Source organism: Parviterribacter multiflagellatus (genome assembly GCF_056863265.1).
The window spans coordinates 164,748-188,752 of the sequence record NZ_JBXPIZ010000014.1 but is presented as its reverse complement, the minus strand read 5'-3'; the positions used below and the strand labels follow the sequence as shown (position 1 = coordinate 188,752).

The following is a 24,005-nucleotide window of genomic DNA, read 5'->3' as shown; positions in this document are numbered from 1 at the left end:
TGCCCCCGCGGACGCGCTCGCGCCCGCCGCCGCCGCGCTCGCCGCGGCCGGCCCCGCGGCGCCGCCCGCCTGGCACGCCGACCACGTCGAGGCGCTGCTCGCCGCCGGCCGCCGCGACGACGCGCTCGCGGCGTGGGAGGCCGCCGGGGCGGGGACCGGCGGGACGCTCGCGGCGGCCCGCGCGCGGGCGCTCCTCACCGGCGACGCCGCTCCCGACGATGCGCCCGCCGCCGGCGCGGAGGGGACGCCGCTCGACCGCGCCCGCGCCGAGCTGGCGGTCGGCAGCCGCCACCGCCGCGCCCGCCGGTTCGGCCCCGCCCGGGTCCACCTCGCGCGGGCGCTGGCGCTGCTGGAGCAGCTCGGCGCCCCGGGCTTCGCGGCGACCGCGCGCGAGGAGCTGCGCCTCGCCGGTGCGCAGGTCGCCGACCGCACCGCGCCCGGGACGGTCGTGCTGCGCCCCGAGGAGCAGCGCATCGCCGCGCTCGTCGCCGCCGGCGCGACGAACCGCGAGATCGCCGCGGAGCTCCTCCTCAGCGAGGCCACGCTGGAGCGGCGGCTGACCGCCATCTACCGGCGCGTCGGCGTCCGGTCGCGCAAGGAGCTGGCGGGCCTCGTGCGCGTGGACGCGCCATAGACTGCCCGCGGATGCTCCACGGCCGGAGACGTGAGCGCGGCCGCCTCGCCGCGGTGCTGGACGCCGCCCGCGCGGGCCGCAGCACCGCGCTCGTCGTGACCGGGCCGCCGGGCATCGGCAAGACCGCGCTGCTCGACGACCTGGCGGACGCCGCCGACGTCCGCCTGCTCCGCACACGCGGGCGGGAGGTCGAGGCCGACCTGCCGTACGCCGCGCTGCTCGAGCTGCTCGGGCCTGTGCTGGGCGAGCGCGAGCGCCTGACGGCGACCGAGCGGCAGGCGCTCGGCAGCGCGTTCGCGCTCGAGGAGGGCTCGCCGACGGACCGCTTCGCGCTCCCGGCCGCGATCGTCGCGCTGCTCGCGCACCTGGCCGAGGAGCACCCCGTGCTCGCGCTGGTCGACGACGCGCACTGGCTCGACCCCGCCTCGCGTGACGCGCTCGTCTTCGCCGCCCGCCGCCTCGGCGCGGAGGGCGTCGCGCTCGTGCTCGCCAGCCGCGACCCCGACGAGGCGCCCGACCTCGAGCGGCTCGCGCTCGCACCGCTCGACACCGAGGCCGCCCGCGCGCTCGCCGGCGAGCGGGAGACGGTCGCGCCAGCGGTGCTCGACGCGCTGGTCGACGGCGCGCACGGCAACCCGCTCGCGCTGCTGACCCTGCGCCGCGGCCTCAGCGCCGACCAGGCCGCGGGCCGGGCGCCGCTCGGTCCGCAGCTCGCCGCCGAACGGGGCGTGCAGGCGTCGTTCGAGGCGCAGCTGGCTGCGCTCCCGGAGGCGACGCAGCGCGCGCTCTGCCTGCTCGCCGCGGCCGCCGGGGTGGAGGCCGGTGCCGTCGACGCCGCGCTCGCCGCCCTCGACGCGGACCTCGGCCCCGCGGAGGCCGCCGGGCTGATCGACGACGCCCGTGCGTTCGCCCACCCGCTGCTCGCCTCCGCCGCCTACCACGGCCAGCCGAGCAGCGTGCGCCGCGCGGTCCACGCCGCGCTGGCCGACCAGCTCACCGACCCGTCGCGCCGCGCGTGGAACCTCGCCCGCGCCGCCGCCGGCCCCGACGAGGACGTCGCGACCGCGCTGGAGGCCGCCGGGGCCGACGCGCGCCGCCGCGGCGGTCACGCCGAGGCCGTCCGCGCGTACGCGCGCGCCGCCGAGCTGTCGACCGACGCGGAGGCGCGCGCCCGCCGCCAGCTCGAAGCAGCGACCGACGCCGCCGTGGCCGGGGAGCTGGAGCGCGCGATCGAGCTCGCCCGCGCGTCCGCCGGCGGCACCGCGGACCCGGCCGTGCAGGGCCAGGCCGAGCGGCTGCGCGCGCAGACGCTGCTGCGGCAGGGCGAGCCGGAGGAGGCGCGGCAGATCCTCGAAGGGCTCGCGGCCGCGGCGACGGCGGCCGGCGCGCCGCCGATCGCCGCGCTGATGCTGCTCGAAGCGGCCGCAGCGCGGATGATGAGCGGCGACGTCGTGGGGCTCGCGGAGACCGCCGAGCGGGCGCTCGCGCTCGTGGCCGACAGCGAGCCGTTCATGGCGCAGATCGCGATGCTGCTGCACGGGCAGGCGCTCGCGGTGCTCGGCCGGACCGAGGAGGCGCGGCGGCTGTTCGAGGCTGGCGCGCCCGTGCTCGCCGACCCCGATCCGCTCTCGCCGCTGGCCGAGATCGTCGGCATGACCGCGACCGCGGCGATGTGGCTGGAGGACTTCGCCCGCGCCGAGGCGATCGCCGCGACGCTCGTCGCCCGCGCGCGCCGGGCCGGCGCGGTCGGCCGGCTGCCGCTCCCGCTCATCGTCCAGACCCAGCTGCACTGGCGGCGCGGCCGCTGGGCCGCCGCGCGCGCCGACGCCGAGGAGGCCGTGCGCATCTCGCGCGAGACCGGCCAGCTCGCGGGCATCGCGGTCGCGATCCCGTACCTCGTGCGCGCGGACGCGGGCATCGGGCTGCTGGAGGAGGCGCGCGCCCACGCGCGCGAGGGCCTCGCGCTGGCCGAGCGGTTCGCCGGCGAGGCGACGCTCATGCACGTCCACGCCGCGCTCGGGTTCGTGGAGCTGACCGCCGGACGGGCCGACGAGGCGCTGCTGTGGCTGGACCGCGCCGACCGATACGGCGTCGAGCACCGCCACGGCGAGCCGGCGATCGCGTTCTCCGCCGCCGACCTCGTCGAGGCGCTCGTGCGCGTGGGGGAGCCCGACCGCGCGGCGGAGGTGCTCGCGCGGCTCGACGCGCAGGCCGCGGCGACAGGCGGTGCGTGGGACGCGGCGATCGTGGAGCGCGGGCGCGTGCTGCTGGCCGCCGACGACGACGTGGAGCGGCACGCCGCGGCGGCGCTCGCGGCGCACGACCGGGTCGACCTGCCCTTCGAGCGCGCACGCACCGAGCTCGTCGTGGGGGAGCGCCTGCGCCGCGCGCGCCGCCGCGGGGACGCCCGCGCGCCGCTGGAGCGCGCCCTCGACGCGTTCGACCGGCTCGGCGCCGAGCCGTGGGCGGAGCGGGCGCGGACCGAGCTGCGCGCCGCGGGCGGCGCCCCAGCCGATCACGCCGCGGCGCCGCTGCGGGCGCTCACCCCGGGCGAGCTGCAGGTCGCCCTGCTGGTCGCCGAGGGGCAGACGAACCGCGACGTCGCGGGGGCGCTGTTCATCAGCCCGAAGACCGTCGAGCACCACCTCGGCGCGATCTACCGCAAGCTCGGGCTCGCCTCGCGCACCCAGCTCGCGGCGCTCGTCGCCGCCGGCTAAGCGGCGACCTGGCGCGCGATCCGGCCGCCGCGGTCGTCCGCGACGGCAGCGACGTCGACGACCACGTCCTCGCCCGCCGGCCGCAGCGTCACCGTGAGCGGCGCGCCCTGGCGGCGGCGCCGGAGCGCGGCGAGCCCGTCGGAGACCTCCCGGCGCGTGCGCTGCGCCACCGGCGAGGGGACGTGGGCGAGCGCGAGCCAGTCGGCCTCCAGCCGCACCTCCACGCCGCTTGCGCGGGCGGAGCGGGCGACGTCGGCCACCTCGAGGATCGAGCACCGATCGCCGCACGCGAGCGTCCACCCGCCGGGCGCGAACGGGTCGAGCAGCACGCCGAGCGCGGCGAGCGCCGTGTCGAGCCGGGCGATGAGCGTGGGGAGGACGGCGGGCCGCGACCCCGCCTCGTCTGCGAGCGACCGTGCCTCGGCGAGGAGCCCGGCGACCGGCTCGGCCGACCCGGCGCCCGCCAGCGCGGCGTCGGCGGCGGCGACGACGTACGCGAGATCCCGCGCCGCCTGGCGCCGGTCGAGCCCCCACGCCGACCGCGCATGGGCGCCGGCGGAGCGCGCGGCGCGCAGCGTCACGCCGAGCGCGCGCAGGTCGCTCGGGACGGACGTCGGGGCGTGGGGCGGGGCGATCAGCTGGAGCACGCCTCGCACCTTCGCCGCGCCGGCTCTGCGGCACATCGGGGAGGCTCCGCAAAACCCCGCGCCGCCACCACCCGCCGCGCGCCCGCGGCGGCGGGGCTAGTTCCTGATGACCTCGCCGGTGTCGGGGTCGACCCGCGACTGCGCCGGCTCCCGCGAGACGTCCACCGCGAACGTGCCCTCGGGCCGCTTGCCGTCGACCGCGACCGCCTTCGCCTTGCCGTCGAGGCCCGCGGCGACGCGGTAGCTCACCTCGTACTTGCCGGCCTTGACCGGCGTGACCTTCCACGAGAACGTCTTCGACTCGCCGGGGGCGAGCCGGCCGAGGGCCCACGTGTTGGTGTACGCCGTGACGCCGCCGCGCGGGCCGTCGTCGACGATCCACGTCGGCCGCTCGGCGTCGGCCAGGCCGGCCTGCTCGGAGCGGCTCGCGAGCCCGTCGACCGTGACCGCGATGTTCGGCACGGCGCGGTCCTCGGTGTTCCGCACGCGGATGGTCAGCGTCGTCTGATCGGCGAGCCGCTGCTGCTCGGCGAACTTCGCCTCGACGACCTCGATGCCCCAGTTGCCGCTGGGCTCGTCGGCGTCCTGCCGCGCGTCGTCGTCACCGCCGCAGCCGGCGGCTGCAAGGGCCGTTGCGGCAAGCGCGGCCGGCAGGGTGAACCGAAGACCCCTCCTCATAGAGCCGCGAACGTACCAGAAGGCCCGGAGACGCACGCCGGTCGTTTGTTAGGCGTCGGTTGCCATTTGTCACGCCGAGCGAGCATTGCGTACGCTCCCGTTCGGCAAGGCGGCCGTCCCGCCCTGCCTTCACGGTCAAAGCACGAAGGGGAGAGGGTTGGTCAGAAGCGTCGCCGATCGCGGGTTCCTCCCGATGAAGAACCTGCTCGAAGAGGTCGGGGACATGATGATCCTCACGGGCAAGACGATCGTCTCCGCCCTGAGGCCTCCTTATCCCTACGGCGGGGAGTTCGTCAGCCAGTTCCTCTTCGCCCTGAAGCTCTGCTGGTTCCCGCTGCTCGTCAGCACGGTCGCGTTCGGCTACGGCGCGCCGGGCCTGCAGGGCGCGAACTTCCTGGTCCTCTTCGGGGCGCTCGACCGCCTGGGCGGCTTCTTCGTCCTCGCGTCGATCCGCGAGTTCGCGCCGTTCGTCACCGCGATCATCGTCGCCGGCGTGGCCGGCACCGCGATCACCGCGGACCTCGGCGCCCGCAAGATCCGCGAGGAGCTCGACGCGCTGCAGGTGCTCGGCGTCGACCCGGTCAAGAACCTGGTCGTCCCGCGCTTCCTCGCGCTGATGCTCATCACCGGCCTGTTCGACATCTACGCGCTGCTGTTCGGCATCTTCGGCGGCGTCGTCGCGACGCTCGTCTACGACGCGCCGCTCGGGCCGTTCTGGGCCACCTTCTTCACCAACGCGAGCACCACGGACCTCTGGGGGTCGGTCCTCAAATGCACGGGCTTCGGCGCGATCGTCGCCATCGTCTGCTGCTACAAGGGCATGACGGCGTCCGGTGGTGCGGAGGGCGTGGGCCGCGCGGTCAACCAGGCGGTCGTCATCGCGTTCCTCGGCGTGTTCGCGTTCAACTACGTCTTCACGCAGACGCTGCTCGCGACCCACCCCGAGATCCAGGTCATCCGATGACGGAGGGCGAGCGCTGATGCAGGGCTGGCTCGACGTCCCGCGCGACTGGCTCGCGTCGCTGGGCGACATCGCGAAGTTCTGCAGCCGCATCGTGGCGATGGTCTTCACGCTGCGCGTCACGAAGTTCTTCGGCGAGGCGCTGCGCCAGGCGGGGATCCTGATCCTCTCCTCGACGATCGTCATCTGGGGCCTGGTGTTCATCATCGGCCTCCAGTGCGGCATCGAGGGCGCGTACTTCACGCGCGCCCAGGGCGCCCCGGCGTACGCCGGCGTCTTCGCGGCGTGGTGCGACCTGCGCGAGCTGGTCCCGTACGCGTTCGGCTACATGATGGCCGCGAAGGTCGGCACCGGCATCGTCGCCGAGCTCGGCTCGATGCGGATCTCGGACGAGATCGACGCGCTCGAGGTCATGGGCATCGACTCGGTGCTCTTCCTCTGCGCCACCCGCCTGCTGGCCGCGTGGATCACGCTGCCGTTCATCTACATGGCGTCCGTCGGGGCCGGCTTCTTCGCCTCCTACCTCGCGGTCGTCGAGCAGATCGGCGAGGTGTCCTCAGGCGGCTACTTCCTCATCTTCTGGATGTTCCAGAACCCACCGGACCTCTTGTACTCCGTGATCAAGGGGATGACGATGGCCACGGCCATCGTGCTGGTGGGCTGCTACTACGGCTACCACGCGTCCGGAGGCCCGGTCGGCGTGGGAGCGGCAACGGCGAAATCGATGGTGCTCAACATCGTGCTCGTGCATCTCATCGGGATGCTCGGCACCCAGCTGTTCTGGGGCGCCAACCCGAGAGCACCGATCGGAGGCTGACCCATGGACGACGAGCGCACGCACGACGAGGACGTCCGCGACGACGACCTGCGCGACGAGGACCTGCGCGACGAGCCCGCGGCGGCGACGCAGGAGACGTCCCGCGTCTCGGTCATCCGCGAGCCGAGCGCCGGCGCGACGGACGAGGAGGACGAGTACCGCTGGCACACCGGTCAGCAGCGCCCGCACGGCGCCGCGGACGCGGTGGAGTTCATCGACGTCCACAAGGCCTTCGGCCGCAACAAGATCCTCCGCGGCCTCAACATGGGCCTGCCGGAGGGCAAGATCTCGATGATCCTCGGCCCGTCGGGCACCGGCAAGTCCGTGTGCATCAAGCACATGGTCGGCCTGCTCTACCCCGACGAGGGCGACGTCCTGGTCCACGGCGAGTCCGTGCCGAACATGCAGGACGACGAGCTGTTCGAGATGCGCAAGAAGTTCGGCGTCCTCTTCCAGGACGGCGCGCTGTTCGGCTCGATGAACGTCTGGGACAACACGGCCTTCCCGCTCCGGCAGCACACCGACAAGGGCGAGGACGAGATCGCGGACATCGTCAACCGACGCCTGGCCGAGGTCGGCCTGGGCAACGCGGGCGACAAGATGCCGAACGAGCTGTCCGGCGGCATGCGCAAGCGCGCGGGCTTCGCGCGCGCGCTGGTCCTCGACCCGGACATCGTCCTCTTCGACGAGCCCGACTCGGGCCTCGACCCGGTCCGCACCGCGCTCCTGGGCGAGCTGATCCAGGAGATCCACGCGGAGATGATGAGCGACCGCGAGGGCACCGACCGGCGCCTGCCGGCCTTCTCGATCATCACCCACGACATCATGACCGCGCGCCGCGTGGCCGAGCACATCTCCGTGCTGTGGAAGGGGCGGATCGTCGAGTCCGGCCCGGCCGAGGAGCTCTTCGAGTCCGACAACCCGTTCGTGCGGCAGTTCCTCTCCGGCGAGTCGCAGGGACCGCTGGGCATGGAATAGAACTCCAACCGAGAACTCCTCCCTAACACCGGGTCAACACTCGGTGCTCATGATCCGCCGCGGCTTGCGGCACCCGCAGGTCCCACCACCCCACCCCTCGCACCCTGTCCCTGAGCGTCACCACCCCACGCGCTAGGAGATCCCGCTGATGGCTGCGCGCGCAATCGCGCTCGGCGGGCTCCTCGTCGCGGTCGTGCTCGCCGCCGTGCTCCTGCTCGGTGGGGAGGACACGACCACGTACAAGCTGCGCTTCGAGTCGGCCGGTCAGCTCGTCAACGACGACGACGTGCAGATCGGCGGGCGCCGCGTGGGCGGGATCACGGACATCCGGCTGACGAACGACAACCAGGCCGAGGTCGAGATCGCGGTGTCGAACGAGTTCGCGCCGCTGCACCGCGGCACGACCGCGACCATCCGCGCCACCTCGCTGTCGGGCGTCGCCAACCGCTACGTCGAGCTCAAGCCGGGCCCGAACAACGCGCCGGAGCTGGAGGACAGCTCGCTGCTCGACGCGTCCGACACCGAGACGATCGTCGACCTCGACCAGCTCTTCAACACGCTCGACGCCGAGACCCGCCGCGCCCTCCAGCGCGTCATCCAGGGCTCTGCCGCGCAGTTCGGCGACAAGGGCGACCAGGCCAACGAGGCCGCCGAGTACTTCAACCCCGCGCTGTCGACGACGCGCGCGCTGGTCAACGAGGTCAACCGCGACTCCGAGACGCTGTCGCGCCTGCTGGTCGACGGCGGCCGTGCGATGACGGCGCTGGCCGAGCGCCGCGACGACATCACGAGCCTCGTCTCCAACGCGAACAACGCCGCCGCCGGCATCGCGCAGGAGAACGTCGCGCTCTCCGAGGCGCTGGCCCAGCTGCCCGACACGCTCCGCCGCGGCAACTCGACGTTCGTCAACCTGCGCGCCGCGCTCGACGACCTCGACGAGCTGGTCGACGAGTCCAAGCCCGCGACGAAGGACCTCGCCCGCTTCATGCGCGAGCTGCGCCCGCTGATCGAGAACGCGCAGCCGACGGTCCACGACCTGCAGACGGCGATCCGCCGCGCGGGCAAGGACAACGACCTGGTCGAGCTGACGAACCTCACGCCGCAGCTGCAGCGCGTGGCCTCGCCGTCGCTGAAGAACACGACCAAGGCGCTCAACCGCTCGACGCCGGTCCTCGACTTCGCCCGTCCGTACGCGCCCGACCTCGTCGGCTGGTTCCGCGACTTCGGCCTGGTGGCGGCCAACTACGACGCCAACGGCCACTACGCGCGCGTCACGCCGCTCACCGGCAACTTCAAGTTCACCGACGACGAGAACGGCGGCACGCTGACCCCGCAGAGCCCGAACGAGCGCCTGAGCGGCCTCCAGCGGCTCACCGGCGGCCAGCTCAAGCGCTGCCCGGGCGCGGCGAGCCAGAAGGCGCCCGACGGCTCCGCGCCGTTCACCGACGACAACCTCGACTGCGACGCCTCGACGGCGCTCCCCGGCTCGTGAAACGCGTCGTCTCCATCGCCGCCATCGCCGTCGTGGCCCTCGTCGTGCTCGTGCTGGGCACCGGCGCGTCCGACGACGGCTCGGGCGACTACAAGGTCCGCGCGATCTTCGACAACGCGTTCACGGTGATCGAGGGCGAGGACGTGCGCGTCAGCGGCGTCAACGTCGGCAAGATCGACGCCCTCGAGGTCACCGACGACAACCGCGCGGCCGTGGTCCTGAAGATCACGCGCGACGGCTTCAAGGACTTCCGCGAGGACGCGACCTGCACGATCCGCCCGCAGTCGCTGATCGGCGAGCGGTTCGTCGAGTGCACGCTCACCCAGCCGCGCCGCGCGGGGGAACAGGCGCCGCCCGCGCTGAAGCGGATCGCCGACGGCGAGCCCGGCGCCGGCCAGTACCTCCTGCCGGTCACGCAGACGAGCAAGCCCGTCGACGTCGACCTCATCAACAACGTCACGCGCCTCCCCGAGCGCCAGCGGCTGGCGATCATCCTCAACGAGCTCGGCGCCGGCCTCGCGGGCCGCGGCGAGGACCTCAACGAGACGATCCGCCGCGCGAACCCCGCGCTCGGCACCACCAACCGCGTGCTCAAGCTCCTCGCCGACCAGAACGAGGTGCTGGCCAAGCTCGCCAAGGACTCCGACGCCGCGCTCGCGCCGCTGGCGCAGGACCGCGAGGCGGTCGCCGACTTCATCGAGCAGGCCAACGACGTCTCCCGCGCGACGGCCGACCGCCGCGCCGACCTGGAGCGCAACTTCGAGCTGCTGCCCAAGTTCCTCGCCGAGCTGAAGCCGACGATGGAGCGCCTCGACGGGTTCGCCGACGAGTTCGAGCCGGTCCTGGAGGACCTGGGCGCGGTCGCCCCGCAGATCAACACGATCTTCGAGAACCTCGGGCCGTTCAGCGAGGCCGGCATCCCGGCGCTGGAGTCGCTGGGCGAGGCTGCCAAGGTCGGCCGTCCGGCGCTCGTGGCCTCCAAGCCCATCACCGACGACGCGCGCGAGCTGTTCCAGACCGCGCAGCCCGCGGTCGAGGACCTCGCCGAGCTGGCGACGAGCCTGCGCGACACCGGCGGCATCGAGCGGCTGATGGACACGCTCTTCTTCACCGTCGCGTCGACCAACGGCTACGACTCGCTCGGCCACTACCTGCGCGCGGGCCTGATCGTCAACACCTGCACGACGTACGTGACCACGCCGCAGCCGGGCTGCTCGGCGCGCTGGTCCGAGCAGGAGGACGAGGAGGACGCCGAGGCCGCCGCCGCGAGCGCCGGCGAGGACCGCTCGGCCGCCGCCGTCGCCCAGCGCAACGCGAAGGGCGCGAAGACCGCGAAGAAGGACGACGCGCTGGCGCTGCCGGGCAACGTCCTGCCGGGGGACGACCTCGACGGCGGCAAGCAGGCCGCGCAGCAGTCGGTGAGCGGCCAGACGGCCGCCGCCAGCCGCTCCGCGCGCGTGAGCGACGAGCAGGCCGGCCTGCTCGACTACCTGCTCGGGGGTGAGGAGTGAACCGGCGCGGCGCGGCCTCCGTCGCGGCGAACCCCGTCCTGATCGGCGCGGCGACGGTCCTGATCGTCACTGTCGCGGTCTTCCTCGCGTACAACGCCAACAACGGCCTGCCGTTCGTGCCGACGTACGACCTGAAGGCCGTGGTGCCGAGCGCCGCGAACCTCGGGCCGGGCGGCGAGGTGCGCATCGGCGGTTCGCGCGTCGGCGTCATCGACGACATCACCCCGCGGCACGAGCGCAACGGGGCGGTGAGCGCGGTGCTCCACCTCAAGCTCGAGACGGTCGTCGACCCGCTGCCCAGGGACTCGACCGTCATGGTCCGGCCGCGGTCGGCGCTCGGCATGAAGTACCTCGAGCTCGTCAAGGGCGACGCCACCGAGGGCTTCGAGACGGGCGACACGATCCCGCTCGCGCAGGCGACGCCCGAGCCGGTCGAGATCGACGAGGTCTTCAACACGTTCGACGAGCCGACCCGCGGCGCCTCGCGTACGAACCTGAACGAGTTCGGCGGCGCGGTCGCGGTGCGCGGCGCGTCGATCAACGACGCGCTCGGCTCGCTGCCCGGGCTGCTGCGCACGCTCCAGCCGGTCATGGCGAACCTCGCGAGCCCGTCGACCGACCTGCCGGGGCTGTTCCGCGGGCTCGGCCAGGCGGCCGCCGAGGCGGCGCCGGTCGGGGCCGAGCAGGCCTCGCTCTTCCGCGGCCTGGACACGACCTTCACGGCGCTGTCCGACGTGCGCGACGGCCTGCAGGAGACGATCTCCACCGGCGTCCCGGCGATGGAGACCGCGATCGAGGACTTCCCCAAGCAGCGCCCGGTGCTCCGCCAGACCGAGCTGCTGTTCAGCGAGCTGCGCCCCGGCGTGCGCGCGCTGCGCTCGGCGGCCCCGGACCTCGCCGCGACGTTCGAGGAGGGGAAGACGGTGCTCGAGGACTCGGTCGAGCTGAACGAGCGCCTGGAGCCGGCCTTCGAGGCGCTGCAGGCCTTCGCGGAGGACCCCGACTCGTCGCTCGGCATCAACGGCCTGCGCACCACCGCGGAGATCGCCAAGCCGACGCTCGCCGACCTCGCGCCGCTCCAGACCACGTGCAACTACGTCTCGCTCTTCTTCCGCAACGCCGCCTCGCTCCTGTCCGAGGGCGACGCCAACGGCACGTGGCAGCGGTTCATCATCGTCGGCGCCCCCGAGGGCCCGAACAACGAGGGCGGCCCGTCGAGCAGCTTCGCCAACGGCGGCGGCATCGCGGAGAACTTCCTGCACCAGAACCCGTTCCCCAACACGCCGGGCGGCGGCCGCACCAACGAGTGCGAGGCGGGCAACGAGAACTGGATCCCGGGCCGCGCGGTGATCGGCAACGTGCCGGGCAACCAGGGCCTGAACGTCGACCGCACCGAGCGCACGCTGAACGACAACGGCCTGCCCTCGAGCGCGATCCCGGGCAACCAGGCGGGGGGTGTCCGCGACGATGGCTGACGCGCGCAGCACCGGGACGCGCATCCCCCGCAAGGACCGCCGCGGCCGCTCGCCGGTCGTCGTCGGCGCGGTCGTCGTGGTGGCCGTGCTGATCGGGTGCTACCTCGGCTTCACCAAGGACGTCCCGTTCACCAAGGGCTACCGCGTCACCGCGGTGTTCGAGAACGCGAACTCGATCCGCCCGAACTCGCCCGTCCGCATCGCCGGCGTCGACGTCGGCAAGGTCAAGGCGATCCGCCGCTACGAGGACACGAACATGTCCGAGGTCGAGATGGAGATCTCGGACAAGGGCCTGCCGATCCACAAGGACGCCACGCTCAAGATCCGCTCGCGCATCTTCCTCGAGGGCAACTTCTTCGTCGACCTGTCGCCCGGCACGCCCGGCTCGCCCACGATCGGCGACGGCGACACGATCCGCGTAACGCAGACCGCGTCGCCCGTCCAGCTCGACGAGGTGCTGACCGCGCTGCAGAACGACACGCGGGAGGACCTCAAGACGCTCCTCGCGGAGCTCGGCCAGGGCCTCGACGGCGACCCGCGGCGGTCCGACGACACCGAGGTCCCGCAGGACGAGTCGGTGCTGGGGGAGACCGCGGCGGAGTCGATCAACGACTCGTACGACGACGCGGGCCCGGCGCTGCGCGGCGCGGCGATCGTCAACGACGCCTTCCTCGGCGAGGACCGCCGCGACGTCTCGCGCCTGATCGACGGCCTGCAGAAGGTCACCGCGGCGCTGGCCCGCAACGAGCGCGTCCTGCAGGACAACGTCACGAACTTCAACCGCACCGCGGCGATCTTCGGCGACAACCAGGAGAACGTCTCCGAGGCCGTCAGCCTGCTGCCGGAGACGACCCGCAACGCCAACGCCGCGTTCGCGTCGCTCAACCGCGCCTTCCCGCCGACGCGCGCGTTCGCCCGCGAGATCCTGCCGGGCGTCCGCGAGTCCGACGCGACGATCGACGCGTCGTTCCCGTGGATCGAGCAGATGACCGCGCTGATGTCCAAGCCGGAGCTGCAGGGCCTGGCCGCCGAGCTGTCACCGGCCGCGCGCGACCTCGCCGCGGCGACGAAGGCGACGATCTCGTTCTTCCCCGAGCAGGACAAGTTCGCCAGGTGCGTCGACCGCGTGCTGCTGCCGACCGGCGACATCAAGATCCGCGAGACCGGCGCCCGCGCGGGCTTCGAGACCGGCGTCGAGAACTACAAGGAGTTCTGGTACGCGCTCGTGGGCCTCGCCGGCGAGGGCCAGAACTTCGACGGCAACGGCCAGATGGTGCGCTTCCAGACCGGCGGCAGCCTGGCGACGCAGGCGACCGGCAAGCTGAACACGACGGGCAACACGGCGTACTTCAACCCGGCGATCCCGACGCTCGGGACGCGCCCCGCGTACCCCGGCAAGCGCCCCGCCTACCGGCCTGACCTGGACTGCTACAAGCAGCAGATCCCGGACCTCAACAGCGCGAGGATCGGCCCGGCCGACGGCGCGCGGGCGACGGCCACGGCGGCGAAGGCGGGCGGCCGCTGATGAAGCGCGCGATCCGCAAGCACCTCCTCGACTTCCTCGCGATCGTCGGGCTGGTCGTCGTCGCGTTCCTGGTCTCGTCGGTGATCCTGTCGAACCAGCGCTTCTACCTGCCGTCGTGGGTGCCGGTGCTCGGCAGCGACTTCTTCACGATGAACGCCGAGTTCGAGACCGCGAAGGCGATCACCCCCGGCCAGGGCCAGACGGTGACGATCGCGGGCGTGAACGTCGGCGAGATCTCGCGCGTCGACCTCGTCGACGGGCGCGCGCGGGTCGAGCTGAAGATCCAGGGCAAGTACCGCGACAAGATCCGCAAGGACGCGACGATGCTCCTGCGCCCGAAGACGGGCCTGGAGGACATGACGATCGAGATGTCGCCGGGCACGAAGGGCGGGCGCGTCCCCGAGGGCTGGACGGTCCCGGTCCAGAACACGCTGCCCGACGTCAAGTTCGACGAGATCCTCGCGAGCCTGGATCGCGACACGCGCGACTACCTGCGCCTGCTGGTCGACGGCGCCGGCGAAGGGCTCGACAAGCGCGGCGACGACCTCGCCGCCACGTTCAAGCGCTTCGAGCCGGGCGCCCGCGACCTGCGCGCGATCACGGGCGCGCTCGAGACCCGCCGCAAGAACATCAAGGCGTCGATCTCCAACCTGAGCAAGCTCGTCGAGGCCGTCGGCGAGAAGGACGACCAGCTCGCGCAGCTCGTCGACAGCTCCAACGCCGTCTTCCGCTCCTTCGCCGCGCAGGACCAGAACCTGCGCAGCGCGCTGGAGCAGCTCCCGCCGACGCTCGAGCAGACGAACACGACGCTCGCGCGCGTGGACGGGCTGGCCGACGAGCTGGGGCCGACGCTCCAGTCGCTGCGCCCGGCGGCGCGCGCGCTCGGCCCGTCGCTGGAGCAGTCGCGGCCGTTCCTGCGCGAGACGACGCCGATCATCCGCGACGAGATCCGCCCCTTCGCCCGCGACGTGCAGCCGACGATCAAGTCGCTGCGCCCGGCCGCGCGCGACCTGGCGAAGACGGCGCCCGACCTGGTCGACTCGTTCGAGGTCCTCAACTACGCGGTCAACGAGCTGGCCTACAACCCGCCCGGCGGCGAGGAGGGCTACCTCTTCTGGGCGTCGTGGGCGGGCCACATCGGCACGGTGCTCTTCAACACCCAGGACGCGCAGGGCCCGGTCCGCCGGGGCACGGTGTTCCTCACCTGCGCGACCGCCAAGGTGCTCGACACGATCATCGCCGGCGACCCGCGCCTGGGTCTGATCGCGCAGCTCACCGGCGTGCCGCAGTCGGCGCAGACCTGCCCGGCGACGCCCGGCCTGACGACGACGGCCCCGGCGACCGGCACCACGACCGGGACGGGGACGAGGTAGTGCAGAAGCAGGCTCCGACCCTCGGCCGCATGCTGACGATGGTGCTCTTCGCGCTGTCGTGCTTCGGCCTGCTGCTCTTCCTGTGGCTGGCGTTCGGCGGCCCGATCCCGCTCAAGCCGAAGGGCTACCGCTTCGAGGCGAGCTTCCCGTCCGCGACCCAGCTCGCGGTCGAGGCCGACGTGCGGATCTCCGGCGTGCCCGTCGGCAAGGTCAAGTCGGTCGAGGCCAACCGCGAGACCGGCCGCTCGCTCGCCGTCATCGAGCTGCAGGAGCGGTTCGCGCCGCTGCCCCGCGACTCGCGCGCGATCCTGCGCCAGAAGACGCTGCTGGGCGAGACGTACGTCGAGCTGACGCCGGGCACCGGCAACGGCCCGACGCTGCCCGAGGGCGGCCAGCTGCCGATGGGCCAGGTCGCCGAGACGGTCGAGCTGGACGAGATCTTCCGGGCGTTCGACCCGAAGACGCGCCAGGCGTTCCAGACCTGGATGCAGCAGCAGTCGCGCTCGCTGAACGGGCGCGCGCAGGACATCTCGGACGCGCTCGGCAACCTCGACCCGTTCGCCGAGGACACCACCGAGCTGCTGCGCACGCTGGACACGCAGGAGGGTGCGCTGCGGCAGGTCGTCCGCAACACCGGCCAGGTCTTCGACGCGCTGAGCGAGCGCACCGGCCAGCTCCAGGGGCTGATCCGCAACTCCAACGCCGTCTTCTCGACGACCGCCGACCGCGACGAGGAGCTGCGCCAGCTCTTCACCGTCTTCCCGACGTTCAACCGCGAGGCGCAGGAGACCGTCGAGCGGCTCACCGAGTTCTCCGAGAACAGCGACCCGCTCGTCCGCCAGCTGCGGCCCGCCGCGCGCGAGATGAGCCCGACGCTGCAGGAGCTCGACGAGCTGTCGCCCGACCTGCGCGCGCTGATCGAGAACCTCGAGCCGCTGATCGACGCGTCCGAGAAGGGCCTGCCGGCGCTCGAGCGGTTCCTCGAGGACCTGCGCCCGGCGCTCGGCGAGTTCGATCCGACGCTCAAGCAGCTCAACCCGCTGCTGAGCTACATCGGCTCCAACCGCAACGAGCTGCGCGGGTTCCTCGCGAACGTCCCCGCGGCCACGCAGGCGCGCTCGAACGGCATCCACTACCTGCGCACGTCGAACCCGCTCAACCCCGAGTCGGTCGCCGTGTACCCGAACCGCCGGCTCGGCTCGAACCGCACCAACCCGTACATGAAGCCGAACGGGGCGCTCGCGCAGGCCGAGGGCTCGCTGCTCAGCTACGACACGCGCCACTGCGGCAACCGCAACCCGAGCCCCGGCTCGCAAGCGGAGCTGGCGTCGAGGCTCGGCACCGCGTTCCCGCTGGTGGTCAACCCGCTGCCGCCGACCAACCCGGTCGCGCCGCCGGTGCCGACCACCGACGTGCTGGCGCAGAACATCCTCAACTACGTCTTCGCGAACGCGGACCGCAACACCCCCGCGCCGCGCTGCGTCGCGCAGGGGCCGTTCACGGTCAACGAGGGCGTCGTCGGCGCGGCCGGCGGCCAGACGAGCGTCTTCCCGGGCGTCCGCGAGGCGGCGTCCAGCACGCGGGTCCCGGCCCCGTCGAGGTAGGTCGCGTACCGCGCCGCCGGACGGCGCGGTCGCGTACCTTGCAGCCCCAGTCACATGCCTGACCGTCTGCGCCGCGCCATCGCCTTCGCCGCCCGCCGGCCCGTCCCGGTGCTGGCGGCGTGCGCCGTCCTGACCGTGCTCGGGGCGCTGGCCGCGCTGCGGCTGGAGCCGTCGACGTCGACGGAGACGCTCGTCGGGAAGGGGTCCGAGAGCTACCAGGCGTCCGAGCGGTATTACGAGCGGTTCGGCGACGACGCGGTCTACGTGCTCGTCCAGGGCAAGCTCAACGACGTGATGCTCAGCTCCGACCTCGGCCGGCTGGTCGGGCTCGAGGGCTGCATCTCCGGCAACAAGCCCGCCGACGTCGAGCCGCGCGGGGGGAAGGACGGGCCGTGCGCGAAGCTCGCCGCAACCAAGCCGGTGAAGGTCGTCGTCGGGCCCGGCACGTTCGTCAACGAGTCCGTCCGCCAGCTCACCGAGGAGCTGTCGCGGATGTCGCAGACCACGCAGGAGCAGGCCGACCGCGCCGAGAAGGCGGCCGAGGCGCTCGCGCGCAAGCAGAAGAAGTCCAAGGCGGAGATCCAGAAGCTCGGCGACCAGGCGCGCCAGGCGGTCGAAGCGCAGATGACCACGACGCTGCTGACCACCGCCGTCCGCTACAAGCTCACGAGGCTGCCGAGCCTGGACGACCCGGACTTCGTCTCGCAGCTCATCTTCGACACGGCCAAGCCGGCGGGGACGCCGAAGGCGCGGTTCGCGTACCTGTTCCCCAACTCCACGTCGGCGCTGATCCAGGTGCGGCTCAAGCCCGACCTGTCGCAGGCGCAGCGCGAGGACGCGATCGCCGACATCCGCCGGGCGGTCGCGATGCCGGACTGGAAGCTGACCGAGAGCGGCGGCGCGTTCGTCGTCACCGGCGCCCCGGTCGTGGTGAACGACCTCGCGGGCGAGGTGCAGGACTCGATGCTGCTGCTGCTCGGCGCGGCGCTGCTGCTGATGGCGGCGACGCTCGCGGTGGTGTTCCGCGCGCGCGTGCGGCTGCTGCCCCTCGGCGTCGCGCTGGCCGCCGCGGCGCTGACGTTCGGCGCGCTGTCGCTGGCGGGCGCGTCGCTGACGATGGCGTCGATCGCGGTGCTGCCGGTGCTGATCGGCCTCGCGGTCGACTACGCGATCCAGTGGCAGTCGCGCGTGGGCGAGGCCGGCGGCGAGTCCGACCGGGCTGCGGTCGCGGGTGCGCCGACGATCGTGACGGCCGCGGCCGCGACGATCGCGGGCTTCCTCGTGCTGCTGCTGTCGCCGGTGCCGATGGTGCGCGGGTTCGGCCTGCTGCTCGTCGTCGGCATCGTCGTCGCGCTGGCGCTCGCGCTCGTGGGCGGGACCGCGGCGCTGGCGCTGGCCGGGCGGCGCGGCGGGCCGTCTGCGTCGTCGCGCGCCGTCCCGGGCGGCGCGGCGCTGCGGGGAGCGCGGGACCTGCTCGCACCGCTCGGGCGGGTGGTCGCGCACGCCGGGCGCGCGCTGGCCCCGGCCGCACGGGGCGCGGCTGAGCTCGTGGCGGTGCCGGCGAGCCGGGCCTTCCGGCGCGCGATCGGCGCGGCGGTGCGGCAGCCGCGGCGGGTGGTCGTCGTGGCAGCGGTGCTAGCGCTGGCCGGCTGGGGGCTCGACACGCAGACGCGCGTGGAGTCGGACATCACCAAGCTCGTGCCGCAGAACCTGCAGGCGCTCGACGACCTCGAGGCGCTGCAGGAGTCGACCGGCGTCGGCGGCCAGCTCGACGTGGTGGTCGAGGCCAAGGACGTCGCCGACCCGAAGGTCATCGCGTGGATGATCGACTACCAGGCCGATCTGACGAAGGAGTTCCGCTACTCCAGCGCCCGCGGGTGCGGCAAGGCCGAGCTGTGCCCGGCGTTCTCGCTCCCCGACCTCTTCCGCGAGACGCCGAAGACGAAGGAGCAGGTCAACGCGCTGCTCGACGTCGTGCCGCCGTACTTCTCGCAGAGCGTCATCACGCCCGACCGCCGGACGGCGACGATGTCGTTCGGCATCCGGCTGATGCCGCTCGAGCGCCAGCAGGAGGTCATCGAGACGATGCGCGAGCGGCTCGACCCGCCCGCGGGCGTGACGGCCGAGCTGGCCGGGCTGCCGGTGCTGGCGGCGGAGGCGAACGCGCGCGTGTCGTCCGACTGGCGGCGGATGCTGACGATCGTGCTCGGACTGCTCGCGGTGTTCGTCGTGCTGCGGCTGGCGCTGCGCTCGCGTGAGCGCGCGCTGATCCCGCTCGTGCCGATCGTGCTCGCGACCGGCTGGTCGGCGCTCGTGCTCTTCCTGCTCCGCATCCCGCTCAACCCGATGTCGGTCACGCTGGGCGCGCTCGTGATCGCGATCTCGACCGAGTTCAGCGTGCTGCTCGCCGAGCGCTACCGGCAGGAGCGCGCGGTCGGCCACGAGCCGCCGGTGGCGCTTGCGCGGACGTACCGCTCGACCGGCGCCGCCGTGCTTGCCTCGGGCGCGACCGCGATCGCCGGCTTCGCGGTCCTCGTGGTGTCGGACATCGCGATGCTCCGCAACTTCGGGTTCGTCACGGTCATCGACCTCACCGTCTCGCTCCTCGGCGTCCTCGTCGTGCTGCCGTCGGTGCTGGTCCTCGCGGAGCGCGGCGTGACGCTGCACCTGCCGCGCCCGCGCCTGTCCCTGCGCCGCCCGCGCCTGGCGCGCGCCCGGTCGTGACGGGCGGCGGGCCGCTCGACTTCGAGCGCGACGAGCGCGACGAGGGGGACGAGCGCGAGGCCGCGCCGCCTCCCGCCGCGCCGCCTCCCGCCGCGCCGCCTCCGCCGCCGCCCGCGCGACCGCCGGGCCGCAGCCGGTTCACGTGGGTCATCGGGATCGCGGTCCTCCTCGTCGCGGTGTCGATCATGCTCAACGCGATCGGCGGCGCCACCGAGGACACGCGCCCCGGCGGCCCGCGGCCGGGCGAGCGCCTGGCGCCGTTCGCCGCCCCGGACGCCGACTCGCAGCTCTACGGCGACGCGAACATCGCCACCGAGGACACGGTCAGCGACGAAGCCGGCCGACGGCCCGCCTGCGAGGTGCGCCAGGCGGACGTCGTCAACATCTGCGAGCTGTCCGAGCGCGGCCCGGTCGTGCTCGCGATGTTCCCGGCGGACGCCAAGCGGTGTCGCGCGGTGCTGCGGCAGTTCGACCGCGTGCGCGGCGAGTTCGCCGGCCGCGTGTCGTTCGCCGCCGTCGGCAGCGGCAAGAACGCGGCGGTTGACGACCGGGAGGCGCAGCAGGCAGAGCGCAAGCCGCTGCTCGGCCACGACTTCCCCGTCGCGTACGACCGCGACCAGCTCGTCAGCGGCCTCTACGGGCTGGCCGGCTGCCCGCAGATCGTGTTCGCCCGGCGCGGCGGCGTCGTGCGCGAGACGACCTACCGCGAACTGACCGACGCCCAGCTGCGCGCCCGCGTGGAGGCGCTGCTGCGGTGAGCCTGCTCGAGGCCGGCGCGGTCGCGGACGCGATCCGCGAGGAGCACCCCGAGCTGCGGCTCTGGACGCGCACGCTGACGCTCCCCGACGACGTCGCCGGCGCGCGCCGCAGCGACAAGGGTGTCCGCGAGCAGCTCAAGGTGCTCGCCAGCCGCATCGGCGGCGCCCAGGCGATCCAGCAGCGGACCGAGCCGATCGCCCACGCGCACCGCGTCTTCTTCCGCCACGTCGGGCTCGACCCCGACACGACGCGCCCACCCGCCGAGGCGCTGACGCTCGAACGGCTGCGCGCGGGCGGCCTGACGTCGCGCGGCCCGGTCCCCGACGCGCTGACGATCGCGCTGGCTGAGACCGGCGTCGCCGTGTGGGCGCTGGACGCCGACCGGGTCACGGCGCCGCTGACGCTCCGCGAGGCGCGCCCGGGGGAGACGATGGGCCGCGGCGAGCTGCCGTCGGACGCCGCGCCGCATCGGCTCGTGATCGCCGACGCCGAGGGGCCGCTCGCGGTGCTGTTCGGCGAGCCGGCCCCCGCGCACGCGCCCGGCCGGGACACGCGCGCGCTGCACCTGTATGCGATCCAGGTCCCGCACGTGCCGCGCATCCACGTCGAGGAGGCGTTCTACCTCGTCGCCTCGACGCTGGACCCTGCGCTCGACGCGTGAGCGCGGGCGCGCTACCGTCCGACTGGATGGTCGTGCTGGACGACACGATGCACACGCCGTTCGTCGTCGCTCCGCCGGTCGGCGCGCCGGTCGACGAGGCCGCCGCGCGACGGGCCCTACGCGACCAGATCGCCCGGCTCGAGCGCCAGCTCGCCGACGCGTTCGTCACCGCCTTCCCGCGCTGCCGCGTGGACGTGCGCGTCGAGGCGCCGGCCGCGTCCGGCCGCAGCCCGCACCCGCACCTCACCACGCTCGGGGAGCTGGAGGAGCAGCGCGACGCGCTCCAGGCCCGCCTCCGCCACGTCCGCTCGGTGCTGGAGGAGCGCGGCCGCGAGGTGGAGGCCAACAAGGCGCTGCTGGAGCGGATGCTCCTGCGGCCCGAGCGCCACAAGTTCGCCCGCCTGCACCGCGCGGACGTCGACGTCGACGGCTGCGGCGCCTACCAGGTCCGCCCGCGCCTGGGCCTCATCGGGATGCTGATGGGCTGGTGGCAGGTCAAGCTCAGCTCCGGCTGTCCGTTAGTCTGCGCGGCGCATGGGTCGCCGCAGCCGCCAGCGTGACGCTGCCTCCGGTGCGCCGCGTGCGCCCCGGCCCGTGACGCCTGCCGCCACGCCGGCGCCGCGCAAGCCGCCCTCCGCGCCCCGCCTGCGGGCGAGCCGCGACGAGCTGCCCAACGCTCCGTGGCACCCGTTCCCGCTGGTCGAGCTGTGCGTGCTCTTCGGCATCGTCGTGCTCGTCATCGGGTTCGTCAGCGACGGCTCGCGCCGCCAGCTGCTGGTGACGACCGGCGTGCTGCTGTGCTCGATCGCCGGGCTCGAGCAGGTCGTCCGCGAGCACTTCGCCGGCTACCGGTCGCACACGACGCTGCTGACGCTCGCGGCGTTCCTCCTCGTCGGCGCGCCGGTCGGCTACTTCACCATCCGTCTCATCGGCATCATCGCCGGCGTCGCAGCGGCCGCGGCCGCCTACGCCTGGCTGCGTGCCGCGTTCGCCCGTAGGGCAGGAGGTCTCACGTGGAGAGCATGAACGAGGGCGTCGGCACCCCGCCGAGCTCGTCGTCGCCGTCGGCGGGGGAGCAGCGCCGGATGCGGCTCACCGGCCTGCACCACCTCACCGCCATCGTCCGCGACCTCGACCGCACGACGGCGTTCTACCGTGACCTGCTCGGGCTCCAGCTCGTGCGCGAGGAACGCAGCGCGGACGACCCGGACGCGCGCCATTCGTGGTTCCTGCTCGGCACCTCGGACACCGGCGGCGCGGGCCACCTCATCTCGTTCATGGAGTACCCGCACCTGCCGCACGGCACGGTGGGAACCGGCTCCGTGCAGCACTTCGCGTTCATCGTGGAGTCCGCCGAGGAGCTCGCGGCCTGGCGGGACTACCTGCGCAGCCGGGGCGTCCAGGCCACCGACGTCTTCGAGCGGGGCGGCTTCAGCTCCATCTACATCCGGGATCCCGACGACCACACCGTCGAGATCGCGACCCGCGGGCCGGGGATCAGGTAGGTCCCCGGCCCGCGGGCCGTGCACGCGCGAGGGTGTGGCCCTAGCGGGTCACACCGCCCAGCAGCTCGGCCAGCGCGTTGCGCTGACGCTCGGTGAGCGAACCCACCGTCTTGGTCTCCGAGACCGGGATCTGCTCGAGCACCTTGCGGCACCGCTGGTGTCCCCAGCGCCGCTGGCTCATGAGGAGATCCGACACCGCCATGCTGGACGCTTCCCACGGGGCCTGCAGGATGACCTCGCTCGCGCTGACCTCCCCCGTCGCCACGCGGCGCTTGAGCTCCGCGCGGGCGAGCCGCACCTCGTTCGCGCGATGAAGCGCGCGAAGGTGCTGCGGCCCAGGGGCGATCGTCGCTGTCGCGTTCACTGGATGTCCTCCCCCGCCGGCCGCAGGGAACGGCCGGCACTGCTCGTTGTGGGTGTTGTGCCTGATGGGACTGCTCTGGACTGCTCGTACTGCGAGTACTGCGTTGCCGCACGCCGCTGCTGGCGTCGGGTCCCCCCGGATGGCGGCTGCTGTGCTGCGGACGAGATGCCCCTTCCCGTGTTCCGCAACGCAACCGGCCTTCCGTCCCGATCGCCTCGCTTGAGCGCGTCCTGAACCTAAGCACGCCAGCGGGTCCGGTCAACGGGTGTCGGACCCGCTTCTTTCGCTGTGAGCGGCCTTTTCGTGAAAGCGGCGTGAAGGTGAGAGACCTGCTAAGGCGACGGGAGCGGGCCGTGCTCGGCCTCGAACGCCGCCTTCACAGACGCGAATGACTCCAGCGCGCGGTCGAGCGTCTCCGCGCCGTGCGTCGCCATGACGCTCGTGCGCAGGAGCGCGCCACCCGGTGGCACCGCGGGGTGGATCGCGACGTTCGTGTACACGCCGGCGTCGTAGAGCGCCCGCCACAGCAGCACGGCCTTCCAGTCGTCCTCGACGAGCACCGGGATGATCGGCGTGCCGATGCCGTGGTCGATGACCTTGAAGCCGAGGCCGCGCAGGCCGTCGCGCAGGTGGTCGGCGTTGGCGAGCACGCGGCGCATCAGCGCGGGGCCCTCGTCGCTCTCGATCACGCGCAGCGCGGCCGCGGCGGCGCCGAGGGCGGCGGGGACGTTGGAGGCGGTGAAGAGGAACGCGCGGCTCTGGATGCGCAGGTACTCGATGACCTCCGCCGAGCCCGCGATGAAGCCGCCGCACGAGGCCAGCGACTTGGAGAAGGTCCCCATGCGCAGGTCGACGCGGTCCTCGACGCCGTGCAGCTCCGACGCGCCCGCGCCGCGTGCGCCGAGCACGCCGGCGCCGTGGGCCTCGTCGACCATCAGGCGCGCGCCGTACTTCTCGCACAGGTCGCAGATCTCGGGCAGTGGAGCGACGTCTCCCTCCATGCTGAAGACGCCGTCGACGACGACCAGCACGCCGCCGCCGTCCTCCTGCGCGCGCTGGAGCTGCTTCTCGAGCTTGTCGAGCCGGCCGTGGCGGAACGGCCGCAGCTTGGCCTTGCTCAGGAGGCAGCCGTCGAGGATGGAGGCGTGGTCGGCGCTGTCGGCGATGACCGTGTCGCCGGGGGCGAGGATCGTGCCGAGCGTCCCGACGTTCGCCTGGTGGCCGGTGGTGAAGACGATCGCGTCCTCGGTCCCCATCCACCGGGCGATGCCGGCCTCGAGCTCGAGGTGGAGCGGCGTCGTGCCGTTGAGCAGGCGCGAGCCGGTCAGCCCGGTGCCGTAGCGGTCGAGCGCGTCCTGCGCTCCCGCCTTGACGCGCGGGTCGTCCGTGAGCCCGAGGTAGTTGTTGGAGCCGAGCATGATGCGCTGGCGTCCCTCCACTTCCATGACCGGAAGGGCGGGCGATTCGATGAGCCGGAAGTACGGCAACAGGTCGGCCTCGCGGGCGGCGCGCAGCTGCTCCTCGCGCTCGTGACCGCGGACCTTGGCGAAGACGTCGATCTGCGTGGGCATGAGCTAGGT

At 73.4% G+C, this 24,005-nt stretch carries 21 protein-coding genes; 17 read left to right on the top strand and 4 right to left on the bottom strand.

What is annotated here, in order from left to right; translation table 11 throughout:
* A partial coding sequence (locus AC1UE5_RS27120) for a helix-turn-helix transcriptional regulator (RefSeq protein ID WP_482929069.1) occupies nt 1-634 on the top strand: 634 nt, incomplete at its 5' end.
* Between the two features lie 11 nt (nt 635-645).
* Entirely contained in the window at nt 646-3,351 is a 2,706-nt protein-coding gene (locus AC1UE5_RS27115) for a helix-turn-helix transcriptional regulator (protein ID WP_482929068.1), read from the top strand.
* Here AC1UE5_RS27115 and AC1UE5_RS27110 read toward each other — a convergent pair.
* Together AC1UE5_RS27110 and AC1UE5_RS27105 are read right to left on the bottom strand one after the other, a co-directional pair.
* Nucleotides 3,348-3,998, bottom strand: coding sequence for a hypothetical protein (locus AC1UE5_RS27110; RefSeq protein ID WP_482929067.1), 651 nt, complete (start codon nt 3,996-3,998; stop codon nt 3,348-3,350). The genes AC1UE5_RS27115 and AC1UE5_RS27110 overlap by 4 nt on opposite strands.
* Before the next feature lie 96 nt (nt 3,999-4,094).
* The gene (locus tag AC1UE5_RS27105) at nt 4,095-4,676 is read right to left on the bottom strand and encodes a hypothetical protein (protein WP_482929066.1); all 582 of its coding nucleotides are present in this window, start codon (nt 4,674-4,676) and stop codon (nt 4,095-4,097) included.
* Nucleotides 4,677-4,899: 223 nt separating this feature from the next.
* On the opposite strand from AC1UE5_RS27105, the gene AC1UE5_RS27100 reads away from it, so the two are divergent.
* The 15 genes from AC1UE5_RS27100 to AC1UE5_RS27030 all read left to right on the top strand — a co-directional run bounded on the left by AC1UE5_RS27100 (nt 4,900) and on the right by AC1UE5_RS27030 (nt 22,061).
* Nucleotides 4,900-5,640, top strand: coding sequence for an MlaE family ABC transporter permease (locus AC1UE5_RS27100; RefSeq protein ID WP_482929074.1), 741 nt, complete (start codon nt 4,900-4,902; stop codon nt 5,638-5,640).
* A 16-nt stretch (nt 5,641-5,656) separates the two neighbouring features.
* Complete coding sequence (locus AC1UE5_RS27095) at nt 5,657-6,454, top strand: ABC transporter permease (protein ID WP_482929065.1); 798 nt, start codon at nt 5,657-5,659, stop codon at nt 6,452-6,454.
* A gap of 3 nt (nt 6,455-6,457) precedes the next feature.
* Nucleotides 6,458-7,432, top strand: coding sequence for an ABC transporter ATP-binding protein (locus AC1UE5_RS27090; RefSeq protein WP_482929064.1), 975 nt, complete (start codon nt 6,458-6,460; stop codon nt 7,430-7,432).
* A 148-nt stretch (nt 7,433-7,580) separates the two neighbouring features.
* Nucleotides 7,581-8,924 carry an MlaD family protein gene (locus tag AC1UE5_RS27085; protein ID WP_482929063.1) on the top strand — a complete coding sequence of 448 codons (1,344 nt, stop codon included), beginning with the start codon at nt 7,581-7,583 and terminating at the stop codon, nt 8,922-8,924.
* Complete coding sequence (locus tag AC1UE5_RS27080) at nt 8,921-10,435, top strand: MlaD family protein (RefSeq protein ID WP_482929062.1); 1,515 nt, start codon at nt 8,921-8,923, stop codon at nt 10,433-10,435. The genes AC1UE5_RS27085 and AC1UE5_RS27080 overlap by 4 nt, the downstream gene beginning before the upstream one ends.
* The gene (locus AC1UE5_RS27075; RefSeq protein ID WP_482929061.1) at nt 10,432-11,910 is read left to right on the top strand and encodes an MlaD family protein; all 1,479 of its coding nucleotides are present in this window, start codon (nt 10,432-10,434) and stop codon (nt 11,908-11,910) included. The genes AC1UE5_RS27080 and AC1UE5_RS27075 overlap by 4 nt, the downstream gene beginning before the upstream one ends.
* Nucleotides 11,903-13,435, top strand: coding sequence for an MlaD family protein (locus tag AC1UE5_RS27070; protein WP_482929060.1), 1,533 nt, complete (start codon nt 11,903-11,905; stop codon nt 13,433-13,435). Before AC1UE5_RS27075 ends, AC1UE5_RS27070 begins: the two co-directional genes overlap by 8 nt.
* A complete protein-coding gene (locus tag AC1UE5_RS27065; RefSeq protein ID WP_482929059.1) occupies nt 13,435-14,808 on the top strand; it encodes an MlaD family protein in 1,374 nt (457 codons plus the stop codon). The genes AC1UE5_RS27070 and AC1UE5_RS27065 overlap by 1 nt, the downstream gene beginning before the upstream one ends.
* On the top strand, nt 14,808-16,412 hold the full coding sequence (locus AC1UE5_RS27060; protein WP_482929058.1) for an MlaD family protein: 1,605 nt from the start codon (nt 14,808-14,810) through the stop codon (nt 16,410-16,412). The genes AC1UE5_RS27065 and AC1UE5_RS27060 overlap by 1 nt, the downstream gene beginning before the upstream one ends.
* Nucleotides 16,413-16,466: 54 nt before the next feature.
* Nucleotides 16,467-19,136 carry an efflux RND transporter permease subunit gene (locus AC1UE5_RS27055; protein WP_482929057.1) on the top strand — a complete coding sequence of 890 codons (2,670 nt, stop codon included), beginning with the start codon at nt 16,467-16,469 and terminating at the stop codon, nt 19,134-19,136.
* Complete coding sequence (locus AC1UE5_RS27050) at nt 19,133-19,894, top strand: TlpA family protein disulfide reductase (RefSeq protein ID WP_482929056.1); 762 nt, start codon at nt 19,133-19,135, stop codon at nt 19,892-19,894. Before AC1UE5_RS27055 ends, AC1UE5_RS27050 begins: the two co-directional genes overlap by 4 nt.
* A complete protein-coding gene (locus tag AC1UE5_RS27045; RefSeq protein ID WP_482929055.1) occupies nt 19,891-20,556 on the top strand; it encodes a hypothetical protein in 666 nt (221 codons plus the stop codon). Before AC1UE5_RS27050 ends, AC1UE5_RS27045 begins: the two co-directional genes overlap by 4 nt.
* Before the next feature lie 26 nt (nt 20,557-20,582).
* The gene (locus AC1UE5_RS27040) at nt 20,583-21,116 is read left to right on the top strand and encodes a hypothetical protein (protein ID WP_482929054.1); all 534 of its coding nucleotides are present in this window, start codon (nt 20,583-20,585) and stop codon (nt 21,114-21,116) included.
* 34 nt (nt 21,117-21,150) lie between these two features.
* Nucleotides 21,151-21,582, top strand: coding sequence for a hypothetical protein (locus AC1UE5_RS27035; RefSeq protein ID WP_482929053.1), 432 nt, complete (start codon nt 21,151-21,153; stop codon nt 21,580-21,582).
* A complete protein-coding gene (locus tag AC1UE5_RS27030; RefSeq protein ID WP_482929073.1) occupies nt 21,579-22,061 on the top strand; it encodes a VOC family protein in 483 nt (160 codons plus the stop codon). The genes AC1UE5_RS27035 and AC1UE5_RS27030 overlap by 4 nt, the downstream gene beginning before the upstream one ends.
* Before the next feature lie 40 nt (nt 22,062-22,101).
* Here the strand turns inward: AC1UE5_RS27030 and AC1UE5_RS27025 are convergent, their stop codons facing one another.
* Together AC1UE5_RS27025 and AC1UE5_RS27020 are read right to left on the bottom strand one after the other, a co-directional pair.
* Nucleotides 22,102-22,425 carry a hypothetical protein gene (locus AC1UE5_RS27025; protein ID WP_482929052.1) on the bottom strand — a complete coding sequence of 108 codons (324 nt, stop codon included), beginning with the start codon at nt 22,423-22,425 and terminating at the stop codon, nt 22,102-22,104.
* Between the two features lie 332 nt (nt 22,426-22,757).
* The gene (locus tag AC1UE5_RS27020) at nt 22,758-23,996 is read right to left on the bottom strand and encodes an aminotransferase class I/II-fold pyridoxal phosphate-dependent enzyme (protein ID WP_482929051.1); all 1,239 of its coding nucleotides are present in this window, start codon (nt 23,994-23,996) and stop codon (nt 22,758-22,760) included.
* Between the last annotated feature and the right edge of the window lie 9 nt (nt 23,997-24,005).

What these genes read in the sequence shown, in the direction of transcription:
- AC1UE5_RS27115 (WP_482929068.1), top strand. Translation starts at nt 646, where the DNA reads ATGCTCCACGGCCGGAGACGTGAGCGCGGCCGCCTCGCCGCGGTGCTG.
- AC1UE5_RS27105 (WP_482929066.1), bottom strand. Translation starts at nt 4,676, where the DNA reads ATGAGGAGGGGTCTTCGGTTCACCCTGCCGGCCGCGCTTGCCGCAACG.
- AC1UE5_RS27100 (WP_482929074.1), top strand. Translation starts at nt 4,900, where the DNA reads ATGATGATCCTCACGGGCAAGACGATCGTCTCCGCCCTGAGGCCTCCT.
- AC1UE5_RS27095 (WP_482929065.1), top strand. Translation starts at nt 5,657, where the DNA reads ATGCAGGGCTGGCTCGACGTCCCGCGCGACTGGCTCGCGTCGCTGGGC.
- AC1UE5_RS27090 (WP_482929064.1), top strand. Translation starts at nt 6,458, where the DNA reads ATGGACGACGAGCGCACGCACGACGAGGACGTCCGCGACGACGACCTG.
- AC1UE5_RS27085 (WP_482929063.1), top strand. Translation starts at nt 7,581, where the DNA reads ATGGCTGCGCGCGCAATCGCGCTCGGCGGGCTCCTCGTCGCGGTCGTG.
- AC1UE5_RS27070 (WP_482929060.1), top strand. Translation starts at nt 11,903, where the DNA reads ATGGCTGACGCGCGCAGCACCGGGACGCGCATCCCCCGCAAGGACCGC.
- AC1UE5_RS27065 (WP_482929059.1), top strand. Translation starts at nt 13,435, where the DNA reads ATGAAGCGCGCGATCCGCAAGCACCTCCTCGACTTCCTCGCGATCGTC.
- AC1UE5_RS27055 (WP_482929057.1), top strand. Translation starts at nt 16,467, where the DNA reads ATGCCTGACCGTCTGCGCCGCGCCATCGCCTTCGCCGCCCGCCGGCCC.
- AC1UE5_RS27040 (WP_482929054.1), top strand. Translation starts at nt 20,583, where the DNA reads ATGGTCGTGCTGGACGACACGATGCACACGCCGTTCGTCGTCGCTCCG.
- AC1UE5_RS27030 (WP_482929073.1), top strand. Translation starts at nt 21,579, where the DNA reads ATGAACGAGGGCGTCGGCACCCCGCCGAGCTCGTCGTCGCCGTCGGCG.
- AC1UE5_RS27020 (WP_482929051.1), bottom strand. Translation starts at nt 23,996, where the DNA reads ATGCCCACGCAGATCGACGTCTTCGCCAAGGTCCGCGGTCACGAGCGC.